At 62.6% G+C, this 15,401-nt stretch carries 17 protein-coding genes; 10 read left to right on the top strand and 7 right to left on the bottom strand.

What is annotated here, in order from left to right:
* Nucleotides 1-50: 50 nt before the first annotated feature.
* Nucleotides 51-2,321, bottom strand: a complete 2,271-nt coding sequence (gene ptsP, locus GRI34_RS00625; RefSeq protein WP_160594287.1) for a phosphoenolpyruvate--protein phosphotransferase — start codon at nt 2,319-2,321, stop codon at nt 51-53.
* A gap of 82 nt (nt 2,322-2,403) precedes the next feature.
* Nucleotides 2,404-2,559 carry a YdcH family protein gene (locus GRI34_RS00620; protein WP_160594286.1) on the bottom strand — a complete coding sequence of 52 codons (156 nt, stop codon included), beginning with the start codon at nt 2,557-2,559 and terminating at the stop codon, nt 2,404-2,406.
* A 153-nt stretch (nt 2,560-2,712) separates the two neighbouring features.
* Here GRI34_RS00620 and GRI34_RS00615 point away from each other — a divergent pair, with 153 nt between their 5' ends.
* Nucleotides 2,713-2,922: a YdcH family protein gene (locus GRI34_RS00615; RefSeq protein ID WP_090478056.1), complete on the top strand. Its 210-nt coding sequence runs from the start codon at nt 2,713-2,715 to the stop codon at nt 2,920-2,922.
* Nucleotides 2,923-2,999: 77 nt separating this feature from the next.
* Nucleotides 3,000-3,461 carry a DUF1465 family protein gene (locus tag GRI34_RS00610; protein WP_160594285.1) on the top strand — a complete coding sequence of 154 codons (462 nt, stop codon included), beginning with the start codon at nt 3,000-3,002 and terminating at the stop codon, nt 3,459-3,461.
* Here the strand turns inward: GRI34_RS00610 and GRI34_RS00605 are convergent, their stop codons facing one another.
* Nucleotides 3,462-4,925, bottom strand: a complete 1,464-nt coding sequence (locus GRI34_RS00605) for a glycerol kinase (protein ID WP_160596331.1) — start codon at nt 4,923-4,925, stop codon at nt 3,462-3,464.
* A gap of 62 nt (nt 4,926-4,987) precedes the next feature.
* On the opposite strand from GRI34_RS00605, the gene GRI34_RS00600 reads away from it, so the two are divergent.
* The 5 genes from GRI34_RS00600 to GRI34_RS00580 all read left to right on the top strand — a co-directional run bounded on the left by GRI34_RS00600 (nt 4,988) and on the right by GRI34_RS00580 (nt 9,817).
* Complete coding sequence (locus GRI34_RS00600; RefSeq protein WP_160594284.1) at nt 4,988-5,878, top strand: MBL fold metallo-hydrolase; 891 nt, start codon at nt 4,988-4,990, stop codon at nt 5,876-5,878.
* Nucleotides 5,845-6,540, top strand: a complete 696-nt coding sequence (locus tag GRI34_RS00595) for a DUF4230 domain-containing protein (protein WP_160594283.1) — start codon at nt 5,845-5,847, stop codon at nt 6,538-6,540. Before GRI34_RS00600 ends, GRI34_RS00595 begins: the two co-directional genes overlap by 34 nt.
* A gap of 85 nt (nt 6,541-6,625) precedes the next feature.
* Nucleotides 6,626-7,405, top strand: coding sequence for a hypothetical protein (locus GRI34_RS00590; RefSeq protein ID WP_160594282.1), 780 nt, complete (start codon nt 6,626-6,628; stop codon nt 7,403-7,405).
* A gap of 74 nt (nt 7,406-7,479) precedes the next feature.
* Nucleotides 7,480-8,466 carry a quinolinate synthase NadA gene (gene nadA / locus GRI34_RS00585; RefSeq protein WP_160594281.1) on the top strand — a complete coding sequence of 329 codons (987 nt, stop codon included), beginning with the start codon at nt 7,480-7,482 and terminating at the stop codon, nt 8,464-8,466.
* 34 nt (nt 8,467-8,500) lie between these two features.
* Nucleotides 8,501-9,817, top strand: coding sequence for a DUF2254 domain-containing protein (locus GRI34_RS00580; RefSeq protein ID WP_160594280.1), 1,317 nt, complete (start codon nt 8,501-8,503; stop codon nt 9,815-9,817).
* A gap of 3 nt (nt 9,818-9,820) precedes the next feature.
* Here the strand turns inward: GRI34_RS00580 and GRI34_RS00575 are convergent, their stop codons facing one another.
* Entirely contained in the window at nt 9,821-10,738 is a 918-nt protein-coding gene (locus GRI34_RS00575; RefSeq protein ID WP_160594279.1) for a DMT family transporter, read from the bottom strand.
* A gap of 56 nt (nt 10,739-10,794) precedes the next feature.
* Between GRI34_RS00575 and GRI34_RS00570 the strand changes: the two genes are divergently transcribed.
* Complete coding sequence (locus tag GRI34_RS00570; RefSeq protein ID WP_160594278.1) at nt 10,795-11,907, top strand: alkene reductase; 1,113 nt, start codon at nt 10,795-10,797, stop codon at nt 11,905-11,907.
* A 45-nt stretch (nt 11,908-11,952) separates the two neighbouring features.
* A complete protein-coding gene (locus tag GRI34_RS00565; protein ID WP_160594277.1) occupies nt 11,953-12,828 on the top strand; it encodes an HpcH/HpaI aldolase/citrate lyase family protein in 876 nt (291 codons plus the stop codon).
* On the opposite strand, the gene GRI34_RS13160 is transcribed toward GRI34_RS00565, so the two are convergent.
* Both GRI34_RS13160 and lipB read right to left on the bottom strand, forming a co-directional pair.
* On the bottom strand, nt 12,825-13,154 hold the full coding sequence (locus GRI34_RS13160; protein ID WP_199800086.1) for a hypothetical protein: 330 nt from the start codon (nt 13,152-13,154) through the stop codon (nt 12,825-12,827). The genes GRI34_RS00565 and GRI34_RS13160 overlap by 4 nt on opposite strands.
* The gene (gene lipB / locus GRI34_RS00560; RefSeq protein WP_160594276.1) at nt 13,151-13,822 is read right to left on the bottom strand and encodes a lipoyl(octanoyl) transferase LipB; all 672 of its coding nucleotides are present in this window, start codon (nt 13,820-13,822) and stop codon (nt 13,151-13,153) included. The genes GRI34_RS13160 and lipB overlap by 4 nt, the downstream gene beginning before the upstream one ends.
* A 57-nt stretch (nt 13,823-13,879) precedes the next feature.
* Here lipB and GRI34_RS00555 point away from each other — a divergent pair, with 57 nt between their 5' ends.
* Nucleotides 13,880-14,707 (top strand): glycerophosphoryl diester phosphodiesterase membrane domain-containing protein, encoded by an 828-nt coding sequence (locus GRI34_RS00555; protein ID WP_160594275.1) that lies wholly within the window; start codon nt 13,880-13,882, stop codon nt 14,705-14,707.
* Here the strand turns inward: GRI34_RS00555 and GRI34_RS00550 are convergent.
* Entirely contained in the window at nt 14,704-15,339 is a 636-nt protein-coding gene (locus tag GRI34_RS00550) for a class I SAM-dependent methyltransferase (RefSeq protein ID WP_234028105.1), read from the bottom strand. The two genes, GRI34_RS00555 and GRI34_RS00550, sit on opposite strands and share 4 nt — an antisense overlap.
* Nucleotides 15,340-15,401 lie beyond the last annotated feature (62 nt).

Raw genomic sequence — 15,401 nt, 5'->3', positions numbered from 1 at the left:
CGGGCCGCGATCACGCCTTGGGGACGAGCCGCGCGCGCTGCGCGACGAAATCAATCGAGGTCGATGGCGTTGTCTGCGGCCCATTGGGTAAGCTCGGCCCGCATATCCCCCGGCGGGTTGAGCAACCAGCGCTGCATTTGCGCCGACAGGTCGGGCAGATAGACCTTCCGGACCAATTCCTTGATCGGGCCGACCGCTGCGGGCGTGATCGAAAAGCGCGTAAAGCCGAGGCCCATCAGGGCCAAGGCTTCAAGGCGCCTGCCGCCCATTTCTCCGCACACGGCAAGGCGGACCTTGGAGCCGACCATATTCTTAGCAATCCGGTCCATGAAGCGCAGGATTGCAGGGCTGAGCCAGTCATAGCGTTCGGCCAGCTTGGGGTTGGCCCTGTCCGCTGCAAACAGGAACTGGGTGAGGTCGTTGGTCCCGACCGAAATAAACGACACTTTCGGCAGGAGCAGGTCGAGCACTTCGGCCAGCGACGGCACTTCGAGCATGCAGCCATATTCGATGCTTTCGGGCATATGGCGGCGACGCGTCCGCAAGAAGTCGGCCTGTTCTTCGAAGATCGCCTTCGCCGCATCGAATTCCCACGGTTCGCTGACCATCGGGAACATAACCGAAAGTTGCCGTCCCGCAGCCGCTTCCAGCAGGGCGCGGGCTTGCGCTTTAAGCAGCCCTTCGCGTTCCAGCGACAGGCGCAGGGCGCGCCAGCCCATGGCCGGGTTCTCGTCGCGCTCGGCAGTATTGTTGTCGAGATAGGGCACCGCCTTGTCGCCGCCGATATCGACGGTGCGAAAAATGACCTTCTTGCCGTCCGCCGCATCAAGGACGTCGCGATAAAGGCGCATCTGCCGTTCGCGCTGGGGAAGCGTCGACGAAACGAGGAACTGGAATTCGGTCCGGAACAGACCTATGCCGTCGGCGCCAGTCAGCTGAAGCGCGCTGACGTCGTCGCGAAGCCCGGCATTGATCATCACCATCACGCGCGTGCCGTCGCGGGTGAAGGGTTCGACATCCCGCAATTCGGCATAGGTCGCCTGCTTTTCGCGGTTGCGCGCAAATCGCGTCTCGAACGCATCCAGCATGGTCTGCGTGGGGCGCAGCGTAACCGTGCCCTTGTCTGCATCCACCAGGATTTCGTCGCCTTCGCTGACACGCGACCGGAAGCCGGGCACGCGCCCCAGGACGGGGATACCCATCGCCCGCGCGACGATCACGACATGGGCAGTAAGCGAGCCTTCTTCGAGGACCACGCCCTTCAGCCGGCGTCGATCGTATTCGAGCAGTTCGGCAGGGCCGAGATTGCGCGCGATCAGGATGGTATCGCGCCTCAGGCCTTGCGAAGCGGCGGTCCCGAGCTGACCGGACACGATGCGCAGGAGCCTGTTGGACAGGTCTTCCAGATCGTGCATCCGGTCCGCCAGCAGCGGATCGTCGATCTCGCGCATGCGCATCCGGGTGCGCTGTTGTACGCGCTCGATCGCGGCTTCCGCGGTCAGTCCGCTGTCGATCGCTTCGTTGATCCGGCGGCTCCACCCTTCGTCATAGGCGAACATCTTGTAGGTCTCGAGAACCTCTACATGTTCGCCGCCCTTGCCGAATTCGGGTTCCTTGCCCATCGCATCGATCTGGTCGCGCATCTTGTCGAAGGCACGGTAGACCCGCTGGCGTTCCGCCTCGACGTCCTCCGCCATGACCTGGTCGATCTCGATGCGGGGCTGGTGGAAGACCGCGACGCCGGCCGCGAGGCCTTTCACCAGGGTAAGGCCGTCGAAAATCTCCATTTCGGTCGACGGTTCGCCAAGGTCCAGATCAGCCTCGTCATCGACCAATTCCTTGTGGGCGATAAGCTCCGACAGAACCATTGCGGTGGTCTGCAGGGCCTCGATCTCGACGTCCTCGTACTTGCGCGGATCCATATGCTGGACGCACAGCACGCCGACCGCGCGCTCGCGGTAGACGATGGGGACGCCGGCGAAGGAATGGAACTTTTCCTCCCCGGTTTCAGGGCGATAGAGGAAGTCCGGGTGCGCCTTGGCCTCTGCAAGGTTCAGCGTTTCGATGTTCTGGGCGATCGTGCCCGTCAGCCCTTCACCGACGCCCATGCGGGTGACGTGGACCGCTTCGGGGTTGAGGCCGCGGGTAGCGTAGAGCTCCAGCGCCCCTTCGCGCAGGAGGTAGATCGAGCACACTTCGCTCGACAGTGCATCGGCGATGATTTCGACCACGCGATCCAGCTTGTGCTGGGCGTGCGTGCGCCCGGCCATAACTTCGTGAAGGCGCGTGAGAATCTGGCGAGCGGATGCAACTGCTGACATGGCTCGCAGCTATAGCAAAAATGGTGGGTTGCGAAAGCGGGACGCTGGCACGAGGCCCTGCCCCGCCTTCGATGCGGCCCCCTTAATTGGCGGCCAGTTCTTCCTTGATCCGAAGCTTCTGCTTCTTGATCTTCTGGATCATCGCAATGTCGGGCGCCGGGCGGGTCTGTTCATCGTGCAGGCGAGCTTCGAGCCCGGCATGCTTGGCCTTCAGTGCGTCGACATGGGATGAGTGCATCGGGTTGTCTCCTTCGTGAGCTTGCGACCCATTAGAAGCGACTCGTGCCATTGCGGAACGAGCCGCAGACCGATTATCAAATCATACTATTTCGAATTTACAAAGCCCCGCCTTAGGGTCATGCGACAGGCCGAGATTTTTGGGAAGACGATCGTGAACGAACAAGAGCTGCGCAAACGCCTGGAAATGCTGCGTAGCGAGCATCGTGACCTCGACGTCGCGATTGCCGCGCTGACCGAAGCGGGCGACCAGGGCGGCTTTACCGACCAGCTCCAGATCGCGCGCCTGAAGAAGCGCAAGCTGATCCTGAAAGACAGGATATCGGTGATCGAGGACAACCTCATTCCCGATATCATCGCCTGAACGCGCGCGTCTCTTAGCGGGACAAGCCCGCCACCGCATTGGCACATCAACGCGTATTGCTCTATCGGCCCGGACACATGATCGCATCCACAGCCATAAGCCAGCAGATCGTCGAAGAACTCTACGCCGAAGCGCTGCTTCTGGCGGACGAGGCACGCACCGCCTTCGACCTGAGCGATGCGCAGGACCCGGTCCTTGAGGCTAATGAAGTCCGGATCGCGATGTCGATCGAAGGCCTGCGCACGACGACGCGGGTGATGAATTCCCTGGCATGGCTGCTCAACCAGCGCGCCTATTTCTCCGGTGAACTGAGCCACGAACAGTTGAAGAAGCACGGCACGCTCGGCGAAGAGCGCCCCTCCGACCCGCGCAACATGGCGCGGCTTCCGCTCAAGGTGCGGTCCCTGATCCGCGACACGGAGCGCCTGCATGGCCGCGTGGCACGGCTGGACCGTGAACAACGTTCGCGCGACGCGGCGAATGACGATCCGGTCGGCAGCCTCCAGGGACGTATTGCCGACGCGTTCGGCGCCGCCTGATCAGGCAGCCGACAGCGCCTTGGCGTAGCGTGCGAGCCGGGCTTCGCGCACATCCGCATCCATCGACGGCTTGAAGGTATCGGCCTTGCCGCGCATCTGCGCCGCCGCCGCGTCGAGCGAGGGATATAGCCCTGCCCCCACCGCAGCACACACCGCAGCCCCTAGCGCAGTCGTCTCCACGAATTCCGGACGCTCGACCTCGATACCGAGAATGTCGGCGAGATCCTGCGCCATCCAGTCATTGGCGCTCATCCCGCCGTCGATCCTGAGGCTTGCCCAGGGCGCGCCATCGGCGGCGAATGCCTGCGCGAGGTCATGGGTCTGGTGCGCCATGGCCTCCAGCGCAGCGCGCGCGATCTGCGCTTTGCCGCTGGCGAAACTGAGACCCGAGATGACGCTGCGCGCTTCGGGCATCCAGTGCGGCGCGCCAAGTCCGGCGAGAGCAGGCACGATGACCACCTCGCCGCTGTCCTCGATGGAGCGGGCCAGCTCCTCAGTCTGTGCGGCGCTTTCGATCAGCCCAAGTTCGTCGCGCAAGTACTTGATAAGACTGCCAGCAACGAAACAGGCACCCTCGATCGCATAGGTCCGCTGCCCGCCGGATTGGTGCAAGACCGTGCCGAGCAAGCGGTGGTCGGAGCGGGGAATGTCGCTGCCCTTGTTGGTGAGGACGAAGGCTCCCGTCCCATAGGTCGCCTTGGTTTCGCCGAACGAGAGGCAGCCCTGACCGATAGTGGCAGACTGCTGGTCGCCTACGAGACCGGTAATGGGGACCGTCTGCCCCAGCCACTCTTCCGCCGCGACGGCCAGTTCGCCATGCGTGTCGACAACCTGCGGCAGGCTTTCGCGCGGGACGCCGAACAGCTCGCACAAATCCTCGTCGAACTGCTCGCCATCAAGCGCAAGCAGCAGCGTCCGGCTGGCGTTGCTGGCATCGGAAATATGCGTCCCGCCCGACAGCTTGAAGACCAGCCAGCTTTCCACCGTCCCAAAGGCGAGCGTCCCCTTGTCGTGCGCGGCTTTCACCGCCTCGTCATTGTCGAGCATCCAGCGCATCTTCGTGCCCGAAAAATACGGGTCGAGCAGCAGGCCGGTGCGCTGCTGGACAGACGGTTCGTGCCCTTCATCCTTCAGTTTCGCGCAGAAACCGGAGGTCCGGCGATCCTGCCACACGATGGCGCGCGCCAGAGGTTCGCCGCTGTTCCGGTCCCACGCGACAACCGTTTCGCGCTGATTGGTGATACCGATGGCAGCAATCCGGTCCGCATCCTCGCCCACCGCTTCGCGCATGCAGCCAAGCGTTTTCTCCCAGATTTCCGCCGCATCGTGTTCGACCCAGCCTGGGCGCGGATAGTGCTGCGTCAGTTCGGCCTGACACACCGCCTCCAGCCCGCCCTGCCTGTCGAACACCATCGCCCTGGTGGACGTCGTTCCCGCATCGAGAACAAGAATGCACTCGGCCATGATTTCTCCCTCTTCACCGGCAGATGGTGACATGAACCGCCAGCTCCCCCATATGCAACCCCATGGCAGGTCCTCCTCCCAAACCATGGCCTACGGGCGAAGCGCAGCAGCTCGAACCGCTGGTGCGGCGCGTGCTCGCCCCCAATCCGTCGCCCTATACCTATACCGGCACGCAGTCCTATGTCGTGGGCATCGGCGGCGGCTGTGCGGTGATCGACCCGGGTCCGGACGATCCCGAACATCTTCTCGCGCTCGATGCGGCCATCGGTGACGAGCATGTCTGCGCGATCATGTGCACGCACACGCACCGTGACCATTCGCCTGCCGCTCGCCCCCTTGCCGCGCGTACGGGCGCGCCGATCGTCGGATGCGCCCCACTAGTCCTCGACGACAGCGGCCCCCGCGCCGACGCATCTTTCGACCGGACTTACGAACCCGACCGCGTGCTGGCCGATGGAGAGGCGATGACCGGCCCCGGCTGGACCCTGCGCGCAGTGGCGACGCCCGGTCACGTGTCGAACCACCTGTGCTTTGCGCTGGAGGAAAGCGGCGCGCTGTTCACCGGCGACCATGTCATGGGCTGGTCCACCAGCGTCGTAGTGCCGCCCGACGGTGACATGGCTGATTACATGGCCAGTCTCGAGAAACTCTACGCCCGCGAGGACCGTGTCTTCTATCCGGCCCACGGTGAGGCGATCGAAAAGCCCCGCCAGATGGTCCGGGGGATGATCGGCCACCGCCGCCAGCGCGAAAACCAGATCCTGCGACACCTGCAGGAAGGCCCGCTGGAAGCAGCCGATTTCGTGCCCAGGATGTACAAGGGCCTTGATGCACGCCTGCATGGTGCGGCGAAGATGTCGGTAACCGCCCACCTCATCGATCTGGAACGCCGTGGACTGGTCCAGCGTTCTGGAGAGGTATGGCAAACAACACCGAACAAGCAGACACCCTAGAGACCGACATCGTCACGAAACCGCGCAAGGAGCAATCGCTCGCGCGGGTGCAGGCTGTGCCGTGGCTTATCGTCATCCTCCTCATAGCCGCCTGCGCGTGGCTCGGCTGGCGCGCGTTCTTCCATCAGGAAGAAGGCGACCCGGTCGCCAGCGCCATGCTGGCTTTCGAGAAGCAGAATTCGCTGACCGTGTTCTCCTCGCGCTTCGAAGTCGTGGCGGAAAGCGTCGACAAGCGCGGTGTCCTGGGCGTCGACCTGCTTGAAAGCAGGCAGGCGGCAGTCATCCCGGCGACGGTCGAATATCGCCTCGACCTTTCGCACATGGATCGCGATCGCTTCGAATGGGACGAGGCCAGCGATACGCTCGACGTGATCCTGCCTGCGCTCAAGATTTCGCGCCCCAATCTCGACGAAGGATCGCAGACCACCTTCACCGAGGGCACATACGTCAGCCGCGACGCGAGCAGCGATCTTGCCCGCAACAATTCGCGCCAGGCCGAACGCAAGGCGGCGGAGTTTGCCAAGAACCCGCAGGTCATCGCCATGGCCCGCAGTGCTGCCAAAGAGGCGGTGCGTCAGAATCTCGCCATCCCGCTGCAAGTCGCGGGCTATGAGGACATAGCAGTCAATGTCCGTTTCGATGGGGAAACGCCGCCGGACTAATTGACGGTTCTTCGCTCCCCCGATAGCTTTCGAGGCCATAACGAAAAACAAGACTGGTCGCGTGAACTTGGGGGAGGGAACGACGATGGCATCCACTGCCGCTCAACCGAATACGACTGCGGACCGGGGCAATACCCGCTTTTTCACCATCATGGCTGTCGTCATGTCGACGATCATCGTCGCAGGCTTTTCGCTTAACCTCGCGATGGGCCGGTCCAGCTTCAACGTGCCCTGGGCCTATCACGTCCATGGTATCATCTTCATGTCGTGGATCGGACTTTACCTCGCCCAGCATTTCACCGCCTCTTCCGGCAATTGGACACTGCACCGCAAGCTGGGCAAATTCGCCTACTTCCTCGTCCCCCTCATGGTCGCGGCCGGATCCCTGATCATGGTCGTCGTTGCGCAGCGGACCGGCGGCCCGTTCTTCTTTGACGTGAACGAATTCCTCATCAGCAATTTCGCGCTGGTCTGGTGCTTCGGCTTCCTCGCCTTTTGGGCCTTGCTTCGCCAGCGCTACACCGGCTGGCACCGGCGGTTGATGCTGTGTTCCATGGCCATACTGCTGGGGCCGGGCGTCGGGCGCCTGCTCCCCCTGCCGCTGATGATCCCCAATGCGTGGGTCATCACCACCGTCGTCACGATGATCTTTCCCGTGATCGGCATGATCGCCGACAAGCGCAAGCTCGGGCATGTCCACCCGGCCTATTGGTGGGGCCTCGGCATTTATGCCGGTGTTTTCGTGGCTTCGATGCTGCTCGCCTATTCTCCTGTAGGATATGCGATTACCGATTGGGTCATTGCCGGAACGCCCGGGGCCGAACGCCCGATGGAAGCGTTTCTCCCGCCCGGCTTCACAATGTAGCACTTCGCGGAACCTCCTCGCCTCGCCAGCCATTCTGTCTATAAGCGCATCAAACGCATCAGACGGGACAGATTATGACTGCCGAAACCAGCCTGCCGACCGGGGAAGACCTGCTCAGCGAAATCGATCGCCTCCGCAAGGAAAAGAACGCGATCATTCTGGCGCATTACTACCAGACCGCCGATATCCAGGACATTGCCGATTTCGTCGGTGACAGTCTGGAATTGTCGCGCAAGGCAGCGGAAACCGATGCCGATGTGATCGTGTTCTGCGGGGTGAAGTTCATGGCCGACACGGCCAAGATCCTCAGCCCCGAAAAGATCGTCGTCCTCCCCGACATGGACGCCGGTTGCAGCCTCGAGGACAGCTGCCCGCCCGAAAAGTTCAAGGCTTTCCGCGAAGCCCACCCGGACCACATCGCGCTGACCTACATCAACTGCTCGACCGAGGTGAAAGCGCTGTCGGACGTGATCGTCACCAGCTCCAGCGCGGAAACGATCATCAGCCAGATCCCCGAAGACCAGAAGATCATCTTCGGCCCCGACCGTCACCTTGGCGGTTACATGAGCCGCAAGTTTAATCGCGAAATGTTGCTGTGGCCGGGTGTCTGCATCGTGCACGAGGCCTTCAGCGAAACCGAGCTGCTCAAATTGAAGGCCCAGCATCCCGATGCACCCGTCGCCGCGCACCCCGAGTGCCCGCCGACGATCATCGACCATGCCGATTATGTCGGCTCGACCAGCGGCATCCTGCAATTCGCCAAGACATTCGAGGGCGATACGCTGATCGTCGCGACCGAACCGCACATCATCCACCAGATGGAAAAGGCCCTGCCCGAGAAGAATTTCATCGGCGCACCGGGTGCGGACGGCAACTGCAGCTGCAACATCTGTCCTTACATGGCGCTCAACACCATGGAGAAGATGTACGCCTGCCTGCGCGATCTGGAACCGCGTATCGAAATTGAGGAAGGGCTGCGACTCAAGGCCAAGCAAAGCCTCGACAAGATGCTCGAAATGGCCAGCGGCACCATCGGCAAGGGCGATCTGGGCAAAGTCTGAGGCACCGAGAGCGGTGATGCGCGTTTAGCCCTGCATGACCGCTGAAATCCGCTTTTTCTGGGCGCGCCTTAACGCCAACTACTGGTTCTATCCGGCGCTTTTCTCAATCCTTGCCGCGATTCTTGCCTTTGCAATGGTCTGGCTCGATCGTTCTGGCTTTGCCGAGTTCCTCAACGATGTGAGCTGGGTTATCCCTGCCCGTCCCAAGGGTGCAGCGGACATGCTGACCGTCATGGCCGGCAGCATGATTGGTGTCGCTTCGACGGTGTTCTCGATCACGATTGCGGCGGTCGCCTATGCCAGCGGTAATTACGGGCCGCGCCTGCTGACGAACTTCATGGAGGATCGCGGCAACCAGCTGAGCCTTGCGACCTTTATCGGCAGCTTCGTCTATTCCCTCCTGGTCCTTCGCGCCGTCCGCGCCGAGGACGAGACACCGGCCACGATCAGCGATGCCACGACCACTGCGCTGCCCGGCTTCACGCCGCAACTTTCGCTGCTCGTCGCTTACGTCCTGCTCGGCCTGTGCGTTGCGGTGCTTGTTTTCTTCCTCAACCACATTCCCTCGAGCATCCGCATCAACAAGGTGCTCGAAGGGATTGGCGGCCGGCTACTCCAAGCCATTCGCGAGACCTATCCGGTCGAAGATCAATTCGCCGATGCACGCCAGCCCGAAGGCGGCGATCCGATTACCGCCTGGGGCACCGGCTATGTGCAGCTCATCGATTTCGAGGATCTCGAGAAAATCGCGCGGGAGTGTGGCTGCACCTTCTCGCTGGTCGTGCGGACGGGCGACTTCGTCCACCGTGAAATGGAACTCATGTGCATCAAGGGGTGCAAGCCGGAGAAAATCGAAGACCGCGTGCGTGACTGTTTCACGCTCGGGGCCACGCGCACGCCGGAACAGGACCCTCAATTCCTGATCGACGAGTTGGTGGAAATCGGCCTGCGCGCGCTTTCGCCCGGGATCAACGATCCTTTTACCGCGATTACGGCACTACACTGGCTTGGCGCGGCCACGGCAGAAGTCGGACGCCGTGACCTGCGTAAGGACGTGTGCGGTGAAGACGCCGAGCACTGCCCCGTGATCCCCGCTCCCGACGGGTTCGATCATTACGTAAAGCGCGGGTTCGGCGCGATCCGCAGCGCGGTGGCGACCTCTCCGATCGCATCGGAGGTCATGCTAGACACGCTTGCTAATGCGGCCACTCCGCTCAAGCACGAAGGGCGTCAGGCCAGCCTTATGGACGAAGCGGACAAACTGGCGGAACAGGTGAAGCTGAGCCTTGTCGGCCCGGACCTCGAACGCTTCGAACAGCACCACCGCGAATTCAACCGCACGTTCTGGTGACCGTCAGCGCGTTCGCGGCACCTTGACCTTGCCCGCCGCACTGCGGGCGATGACGAGCGCGGTCCCGACCAGCGCCATGCCTGCGATATTCAGCAAGGTGAGCATCTCCTCGAAGACCGCCCATCCGATCGTCGCGCCAATGGCCGGCTGCAGCAGCAGCGCCATGCCGATAATCAGCGGCGGGAAATGGCGAAGCGAGAATACGAGTAGACCCTGCCCGATGATCTGGCTCGACAGCGCCAGCAGGACAACCGGCTGCCAGCCTGCCGCGCCCGGCCAGATCGGCTCTCCGCTCGCCAGAGCGATGGAGAGCAGGATCGGCGAAGCGGCCAGCGACACCAGCAAGAGCACGCTCCATTGTCCCAACGCCGTTCGCGCGCGCTGTGCGGGTAAGAGGTAGAAGGCGTAGAACAGGCCCGCAGCAAGGCAGAACAGGTCGCCGACGAAGCTTGCCTGGGAAATCTCAAGGCTGCGACCGAGCAGGATTGCCGCTCCTGCCAATGCCATGGCGACCCCCGCAAATTCTCTGCCGGAGGGCGCGCGGCGAAGGGCAATCAGCCCCCAGATCATCAGGATCACGCTGCCGGAGTTCCCGAACAGGACCGCATTGCCGAGCCGCGTGCGCTCGATCCCGACGTGCCAGCTGGCAAGGTCGAGGGCGAAGAACACACCAGCCGCAACGGCAAGCAGCGCAAGCCGCTTGTCGAGGGGTTCGGGTGACCGGGTGCGCCAGGCGAGTATCGCAAGAAGGGGGATCGGCAGCAGCAATCGCCAGAAGGCGGACGAGACGGGCCCCGTATCTGCCAGCCGCACCAGCCAAGGACCGAGGGCGAGCGCGAAGTTGCCCGCGAGTAACGCGACGAAGTGCCACGCGCCGGGCTGAAAGCCATTCTTGTCGGCCGGGGCGCTTGTTTCGCTCATCCCGGCCCCCTAGCTCTCCTGTCACAAGGAAGTCAGCAAAAAAGGACTTGTCCCATATGCATGCAAAGCTGTTCGAACCGCTCACTCTCGGCGCCATCGAAACGAAGAACCGCGTCTACATGGCCCCGCTCACCCGTGGCCGTTCGACGCAGCCCGGCTCGATCCCGAACGAGATGATGGCGACTTATTACCGCCAGCGCGCAGGGGCAGGCCTGATCATTTCCGAAGCCACCGGCATCAGCGTGGAAGGGCTGGGGTGGCCCGCCGCTCCCGGTATCTGGAGCGATGAACAGGTCGAAGGCTGGAAGCCCGTGACGCAGGCCGTGCACGAAGAAGGCGGCAAGATCGTGCTCCAGCTCTGGCACATGGGCCGCCTCGTCCATCCTGATTTCCTTGGCGGGAAGCCCCCCGTCTCGGCCAGCGCCACCTGCGCTCCCGGCCATGCCCATACGTTCGAGGGCCGCAAGGATTACCAGCCTGCCCGCGCGCTCGGCACGGACGAGATCGCACGCGTTGTCGAAGATTACCGTCACGCTGCCGAGAATGCGAAAAGGGCCGGATTCGACGGCGTACAGCTGCACGGCGCGAATGGTTATCTGGTCGATCAATTCCTGCGCGACAGCACCAACCAGCGCGATGACGAATATGGCGGCAGCCCGGAAAACCGCACGCGTTTCCTGCGCGAAGTGCTTACCGCCCTCATCGACGTGTGGGGCGCCGACCGCGTCGGCGTGCGCTTGTCGCCCAACGGCGAAACGCAAGGGTGCGACGACAGCGATCCGCCCGCAACCTTCGGCGCCGCCGCGAAGGTGGTCGAAGAACTCGGCCTCGCCTTCCTCGAATTGCGCGAGCCGGGGCCGGAAGGCACGTTCGGCAGCACCGACGTGCCGAAGCAAAGCCCGCTGATCCGCCAGATCTATTCGGGACCGCTGGTGCTCAACAGCGATTATTCGCCCGAAGATGCGGTGGCCGACATCGAAGCGGGTCGTTGTGATGCAGTGAGCTGGGGCCGCGACTTCATCTCGAATCCCGACCTGCCGGAGCGTTTCCGCCTCGGTGCAGACCTGCAACCCAATGTAAATGTGCCGCAAAGTTGGTACCTTCCGGGACCCGCAGGATACATTGATTACCCCATGCTAACCAAACAGGAGCACACTCTCGCAAAGTGATTCGCACCGTTCCGGAGCGTCTCGCTCGCTAAGGAGGGTTGCCGTATGCGCTCGTGGATCCAGGTCCCGGCGGACAAAGAGAAGGCCTTGGGCCAGGTTGCAGGCAGCGGCGCAGACGTTGTCGTCGTGGACCTGGCCCGCGCGGGCAACGCCGATGCAAAGCAACACAGTCGCCTTGCAGCGCGCGACTGGCTTGTTTCCCACCGCGAGCAGCTGGTCGCCGCCCGCCGCTTTGAACGGTGGGCACGCGTCGGCCCGGTCTCGAGCCCGCAATGGCGCGATGACCTCGATGCAGCGCTGGAGGGTGCACCTGACGGTATCGTACTGGCGGGCTGTTCGAGCAGCGAGGATATCCAGCAATTCGCTGCCATGCTGTATGAAGGCGAAGCCAAAGCGGGGCTGCGCAGCAATTCGATCCGTATCGTACCAGAACTCGGCGGGACCCCGGCCGCTGCCCTGAATCTGGCCGCATTTGCGCACGAACTTCACCCACGAATCGTAGGTTATGGCTGGGATGCTGCGGCTCTTGCCCGATCTATCGGAGCACGCAGGATGCGCGGGCCCGGCGGGTTGTGGATCGATCCGCTCGCGCATGTGCGCGCCCAAGTCCTGCTCGCCGCCCATGCCCGAGGCCTTCAGGCTATCGAGGCCGGTTTCCGGGACCATCGCGATGCAGAAGGTGCGGAGCGGGCTATCAAGGCAGCCCGCGCGGACGGTTTCACGGGAATGGTTGCGGTCCACCCTTCACAGGTCGACGCGATCAACAGGGTATTCGCACCTTCGACCGATGAAACCGCCGAAGCGCGAGAACTAATCGGCCTTTTCTCCCTCAATCCCGGAGCGGAGGTCATGCCATTTCGCGGGCGCTATGTTGGGCAGGCCGAACTCGCCCGTGCCAAGGCCCTGCTCGGAGAAGCTTAAGACTCCTCGCCGTCCGCGTCGGCGGCGGGTGCATCCCCAGCAGGCTCTGCCGGCTCTGCAGCGGGCGCTTCCTCATCGCTTTCCTCTTCAGGTTCCGCCGGAGGGGACCCGGAAGAAGGCGTCGAGCTGTCGTTGGACGATTGTTGCCTCAATGCCGGAGGCTGCGAGGTGCTCGTGGCAAGCGGAAGCATGTCGTCGCTGATGGTGCCGCCCAGCACTTCGCCTTCAGCGGTCTGAGCCTCGTCTGAAGTTGCAACCTCGCTCGCCTCGTCTTGGCAGGCCGCGAGCAGCACCGCGCCAGCAACAATGATCCCGATCCGCTTCATGGCAACGCACATTCCTTTCCCGACAGCGCGGCGAGGAAATCGCCGGCCCGCTGCCTAAGCGCTTCATCGAACGCCTCAGGCGTAGTGGCATGGCCTAGCTGTGCCATGCTTGTCACGCCGAATTCGTCGATCCCGCACGGCACGATCCCTGTGAAATGCGAAAGGTCCGGATCGAGATTGACCGAAAAGCCGTGCATCGTGACCCACCGCCTGACCCGCACGCCGATGGCGCCGATCTTTGCTTCACGACCGTCCACATCGCGGGTCCAGATGCCGATACGCCCTTCGGAGCGCCAGCATTCGACACCCAGATCGCCCAGCGTCGCAATCACCCAGCCTTCCACCGAATGGACGAAGCAGCGCACGTCGCGCCCGCGTTCCTTCAGGTCGAGCATGATGTAGCCGATCCGCTGGCCCGGACCGTGATAGGTATAGCGTCCGCCCCGTCCTGCCTCGACCACTTCGAACCTTGGGTCGAGCAATTCCGTCCCGTCGGCACTGGTACCGGCGGTGTAGACCGGCGGGTGCTCGAGCATCCAGACCAGCTCTGGCGCTTCGCCCTCGGCAATCGCCCGGTTGCGGCTTTCCATATGCTCAAGCGCTTCGCGATAGGGAATTCGCGCCTTTTCGGCACGCCATTCGACGCTATCGGTGAGCAAATCGTCCATCGTGATTGCGTGGCGATGCTCGCTGCGCTTATCAAGTGCGAAAGAGAGGGTAACGCGATGAAATTCGACTTCGACAAGGGCTGGAGCGAGGCGATTGCCATGATCCGTAGCAATTTCGGACTGCTGGCGACGATCGCAGGCGTCCTGATCTTCCTGCCGTCCGCATTCGCCGCGATCCTGTTCCCCGACGCGAGCCTGCAGATCGCCGGCGGCAATTCGGCACAGCCCGACATGGACCAGTTGCAAGAGGCCATGCAGACACTCGTTGCCGAGTACTGGTGGCTGTTCCTTATCGTCTTCCTGCTGACCAGCCTTGCCCAATTGGCGATGTTTGCCTTCATGCGCCGCCGCGCTTCGCCGACGGTCGGGGAAGCGCTCGGCACGGCTGCCAGCCTGCTGCCAAGCTTTGTCGGCGCCTATATCCTGCAGGTCCTGGCGTTGATGGCCCCCTACGTGCTGCTTGTGGCATTGCCCGCCCTCGCTGGCCTTTCGCCGATCGCCGTGGTCGGGGCATTGGTCATGATCCCGCTGGTTATCTACCTGATGATCAAGTTCTCTCTGACGACAGCAGTCATCGGCCTTGAGGGAGAGCGTAATCCCGTTGCGGCATTGCGCAGATCGTGGAGGCTGACGAGGGGCAATTCGTTCCGGCTGCTCGGCTTCTATCTCCTGCTGGCCGTTGCCGCTTTTATCCTGTTCCTGATTGCAGGGTGGATCGTGGGCCTGATTTTCTCGTTCGGCGGCGAGCAGACGATCGGCTTCGGAACGGCGCTTTTCGCCGGCGCCGTAGATGCGCTGGCTTCCGTATTCATGGTCAGTATCTTCGCCGCCATCCACGCGCAGCTGTCGCGCCTGTCGGTGGCCGGCGATAGCCTCGAAGCTTAGCTTTTCGGTTCTTTCCAGCCCCAGAACAGCTGGCAGGGCAACACGTTGAGCGCTTCGAACCCTCGTTCGATCCGCTGAAAGTACGGCGCCATGTAATCGCGCGCCTTGGCGGAGAACTGGTACACGAGAAACGCGCCGCCGGGACGGATCACTCGATAAGTGGCCTCGGCAATGGCCGGACCTACTCCTGCCGGCAGGGTCGAGAACGGAAGGCCCGAAAGCACGTAATCGGCGTGATCGTGCCCATGCGCCTTTACGATCTCTTCGACATCGGCAGCCGACCCGTGAACGGCAGTAAAGCGGCTGTCGATGAAATGCTTGCGCAGGTAGTCGATATAGAGCGGGTTGGTGTCGATCACGATCAGCGCGCCATCGCGCGGCAGGCGATCGAGAACAGCCTGGCAGAATGTCCCGACCCCCGGACCGTATTCGACGAACAGCTTGCATTCGTCCCATTTGACCGGGCCGAGCATCTTTTCGATAGTGAAACGCGATGAGGGAATGATCGAACCGACCATCTTGGGGTGTTCGATAAAGCCGCGAAAGAAGACGCCCCACTGGCCGAAGAAGCGTGCTGCTTTCTGTTTTAAAGAGCGCCTTTCGAGCGCGCCGACATTGTTGCCTCCGGTCAAGTCCGGCCCCTTCACATATCGAAAAGACAAGCACTTGCTGTGGCAGGCACGCTTGGCCATTG

The sequence above is a fragment of the Qipengyuania aquimaris genome (genome assembly GCF_009827445.1).
GTDB lineage: Bacteria > Pseudomonadota > Alphaproteobacteria > Sphingomonadales > Sphingomonadaceae > Qipengyuania > Qipengyuania aquimaris.
The sequence above is the reverse complement of the archived record's forward strand: the minus strand, read 5'-3'. Positions and strand labels throughout refer to the sequence as shown.

What these genes read in the sequence shown, in the direction of transcription:
- GRI34_RS00605 (WP_160596331.1), bottom strand. Translation starts at nt 4,925, where the DNA reads ATGGCCGAGTGCATTCTTGTTCTCGATGCGGGAACGACGTCCACCAGG.
- lipB (WP_160594276.1), bottom strand. Translation starts at nt 13,822, where the DNA reads ATGGACGATTTGCTCACCGATAGCGTCGAATGGCGTGCCGAAAAGGCG.
- ptsP (WP_160594287.1), bottom strand. Translation starts at nt 2,321, where the DNA reads ATGTCAGCAGTTGCATCCGCTCGCCAGATTCTCACGCGCCTTCACGAA.
- GRI34_RS13160 (WP_199800086.1), bottom strand. Translation starts at nt 13,154, where the DNA reads ATGAAGCGGATCGGGATCATTGTTGCTGGCGCGGTGCTGCTCGCGGCC.
- GRI34_RS00595 (WP_160594283.1), top strand. Translation starts at nt 5,845, where the DNA reads ATGGCAAACAACACCGAACAAGCAGACACCCTAGAGACCGACATCGTC.
- GRI34_RS00600 (WP_160594284.1), top strand. Translation starts at nt 4,988, where the DNA reads ATGGCAGGTCCTCCTCCCAAACCATGGCCTACGGGCGAAGCGCAGCAG.
- GRI34_RS00590 (WP_160594282.1), top strand. Translation starts at nt 6,626, where the DNA reads ATGGCATCCACTGCCGCTCAACCGAATACGACTGCGGACCGGGGCAAT.
- GRI34_RS00570 (WP_160594278.1), top strand. Translation starts at nt 10,795, where the DNA reads ATGCATGCAAAGCTGTTCGAACCGCTCACTCTCGGCGCCATCGAAACG.
- GRI34_RS00555 (WP_160594275.1), top strand. Translation starts at nt 13,880, where the DNA reads ATGAAATTCGACTTCGACAAGGGCTGGAGCGAGGCGATTGCCATGATC.
- GRI34_RS00565 (WP_160594277.1), top strand. Translation starts at nt 11,953, where the DNA reads ATGCGCTCGTGGATCCAGGTCCCGGCGGACAAAGAGAAGGCCTTGGGC.
- GRI34_RS00580 (WP_160594280.1), top strand. Translation starts at nt 8,501, where the DNA reads ATGACCGCTGAAATCCGCTTTTTCTGGGCGCGCCTTAACGCCAACTAC.
- nadA (WP_160594281.1), top strand. Translation starts at nt 7,480, where the DNA reads ATGACTGCCGAAACCAGCCTGCCGACCGGGGAAGACCTGCTCAGCGAA.
- GRI34_RS00610 (WP_160594285.1), top strand. Translation starts at nt 3,000, where the DNA reads ATGATCGCATCCACAGCCATAAGCCAGCAGATCGTCGAAGAACTCTAC.
- GRI34_RS00620 (WP_160594286.1), bottom strand. Translation starts at nt 2,559, where the DNA reads ATGCACTCATCCCATGTCGACGCACTGAAGGCCAAGCATGCCGGGCTC.
- GRI34_RS00575 (WP_160594279.1), bottom strand. Translation starts at nt 10,738, where the DNA reads ATGAGCGAAACAAGCGCCCCGGCCGACAAGAATGGCTTTCAGCCCGGC.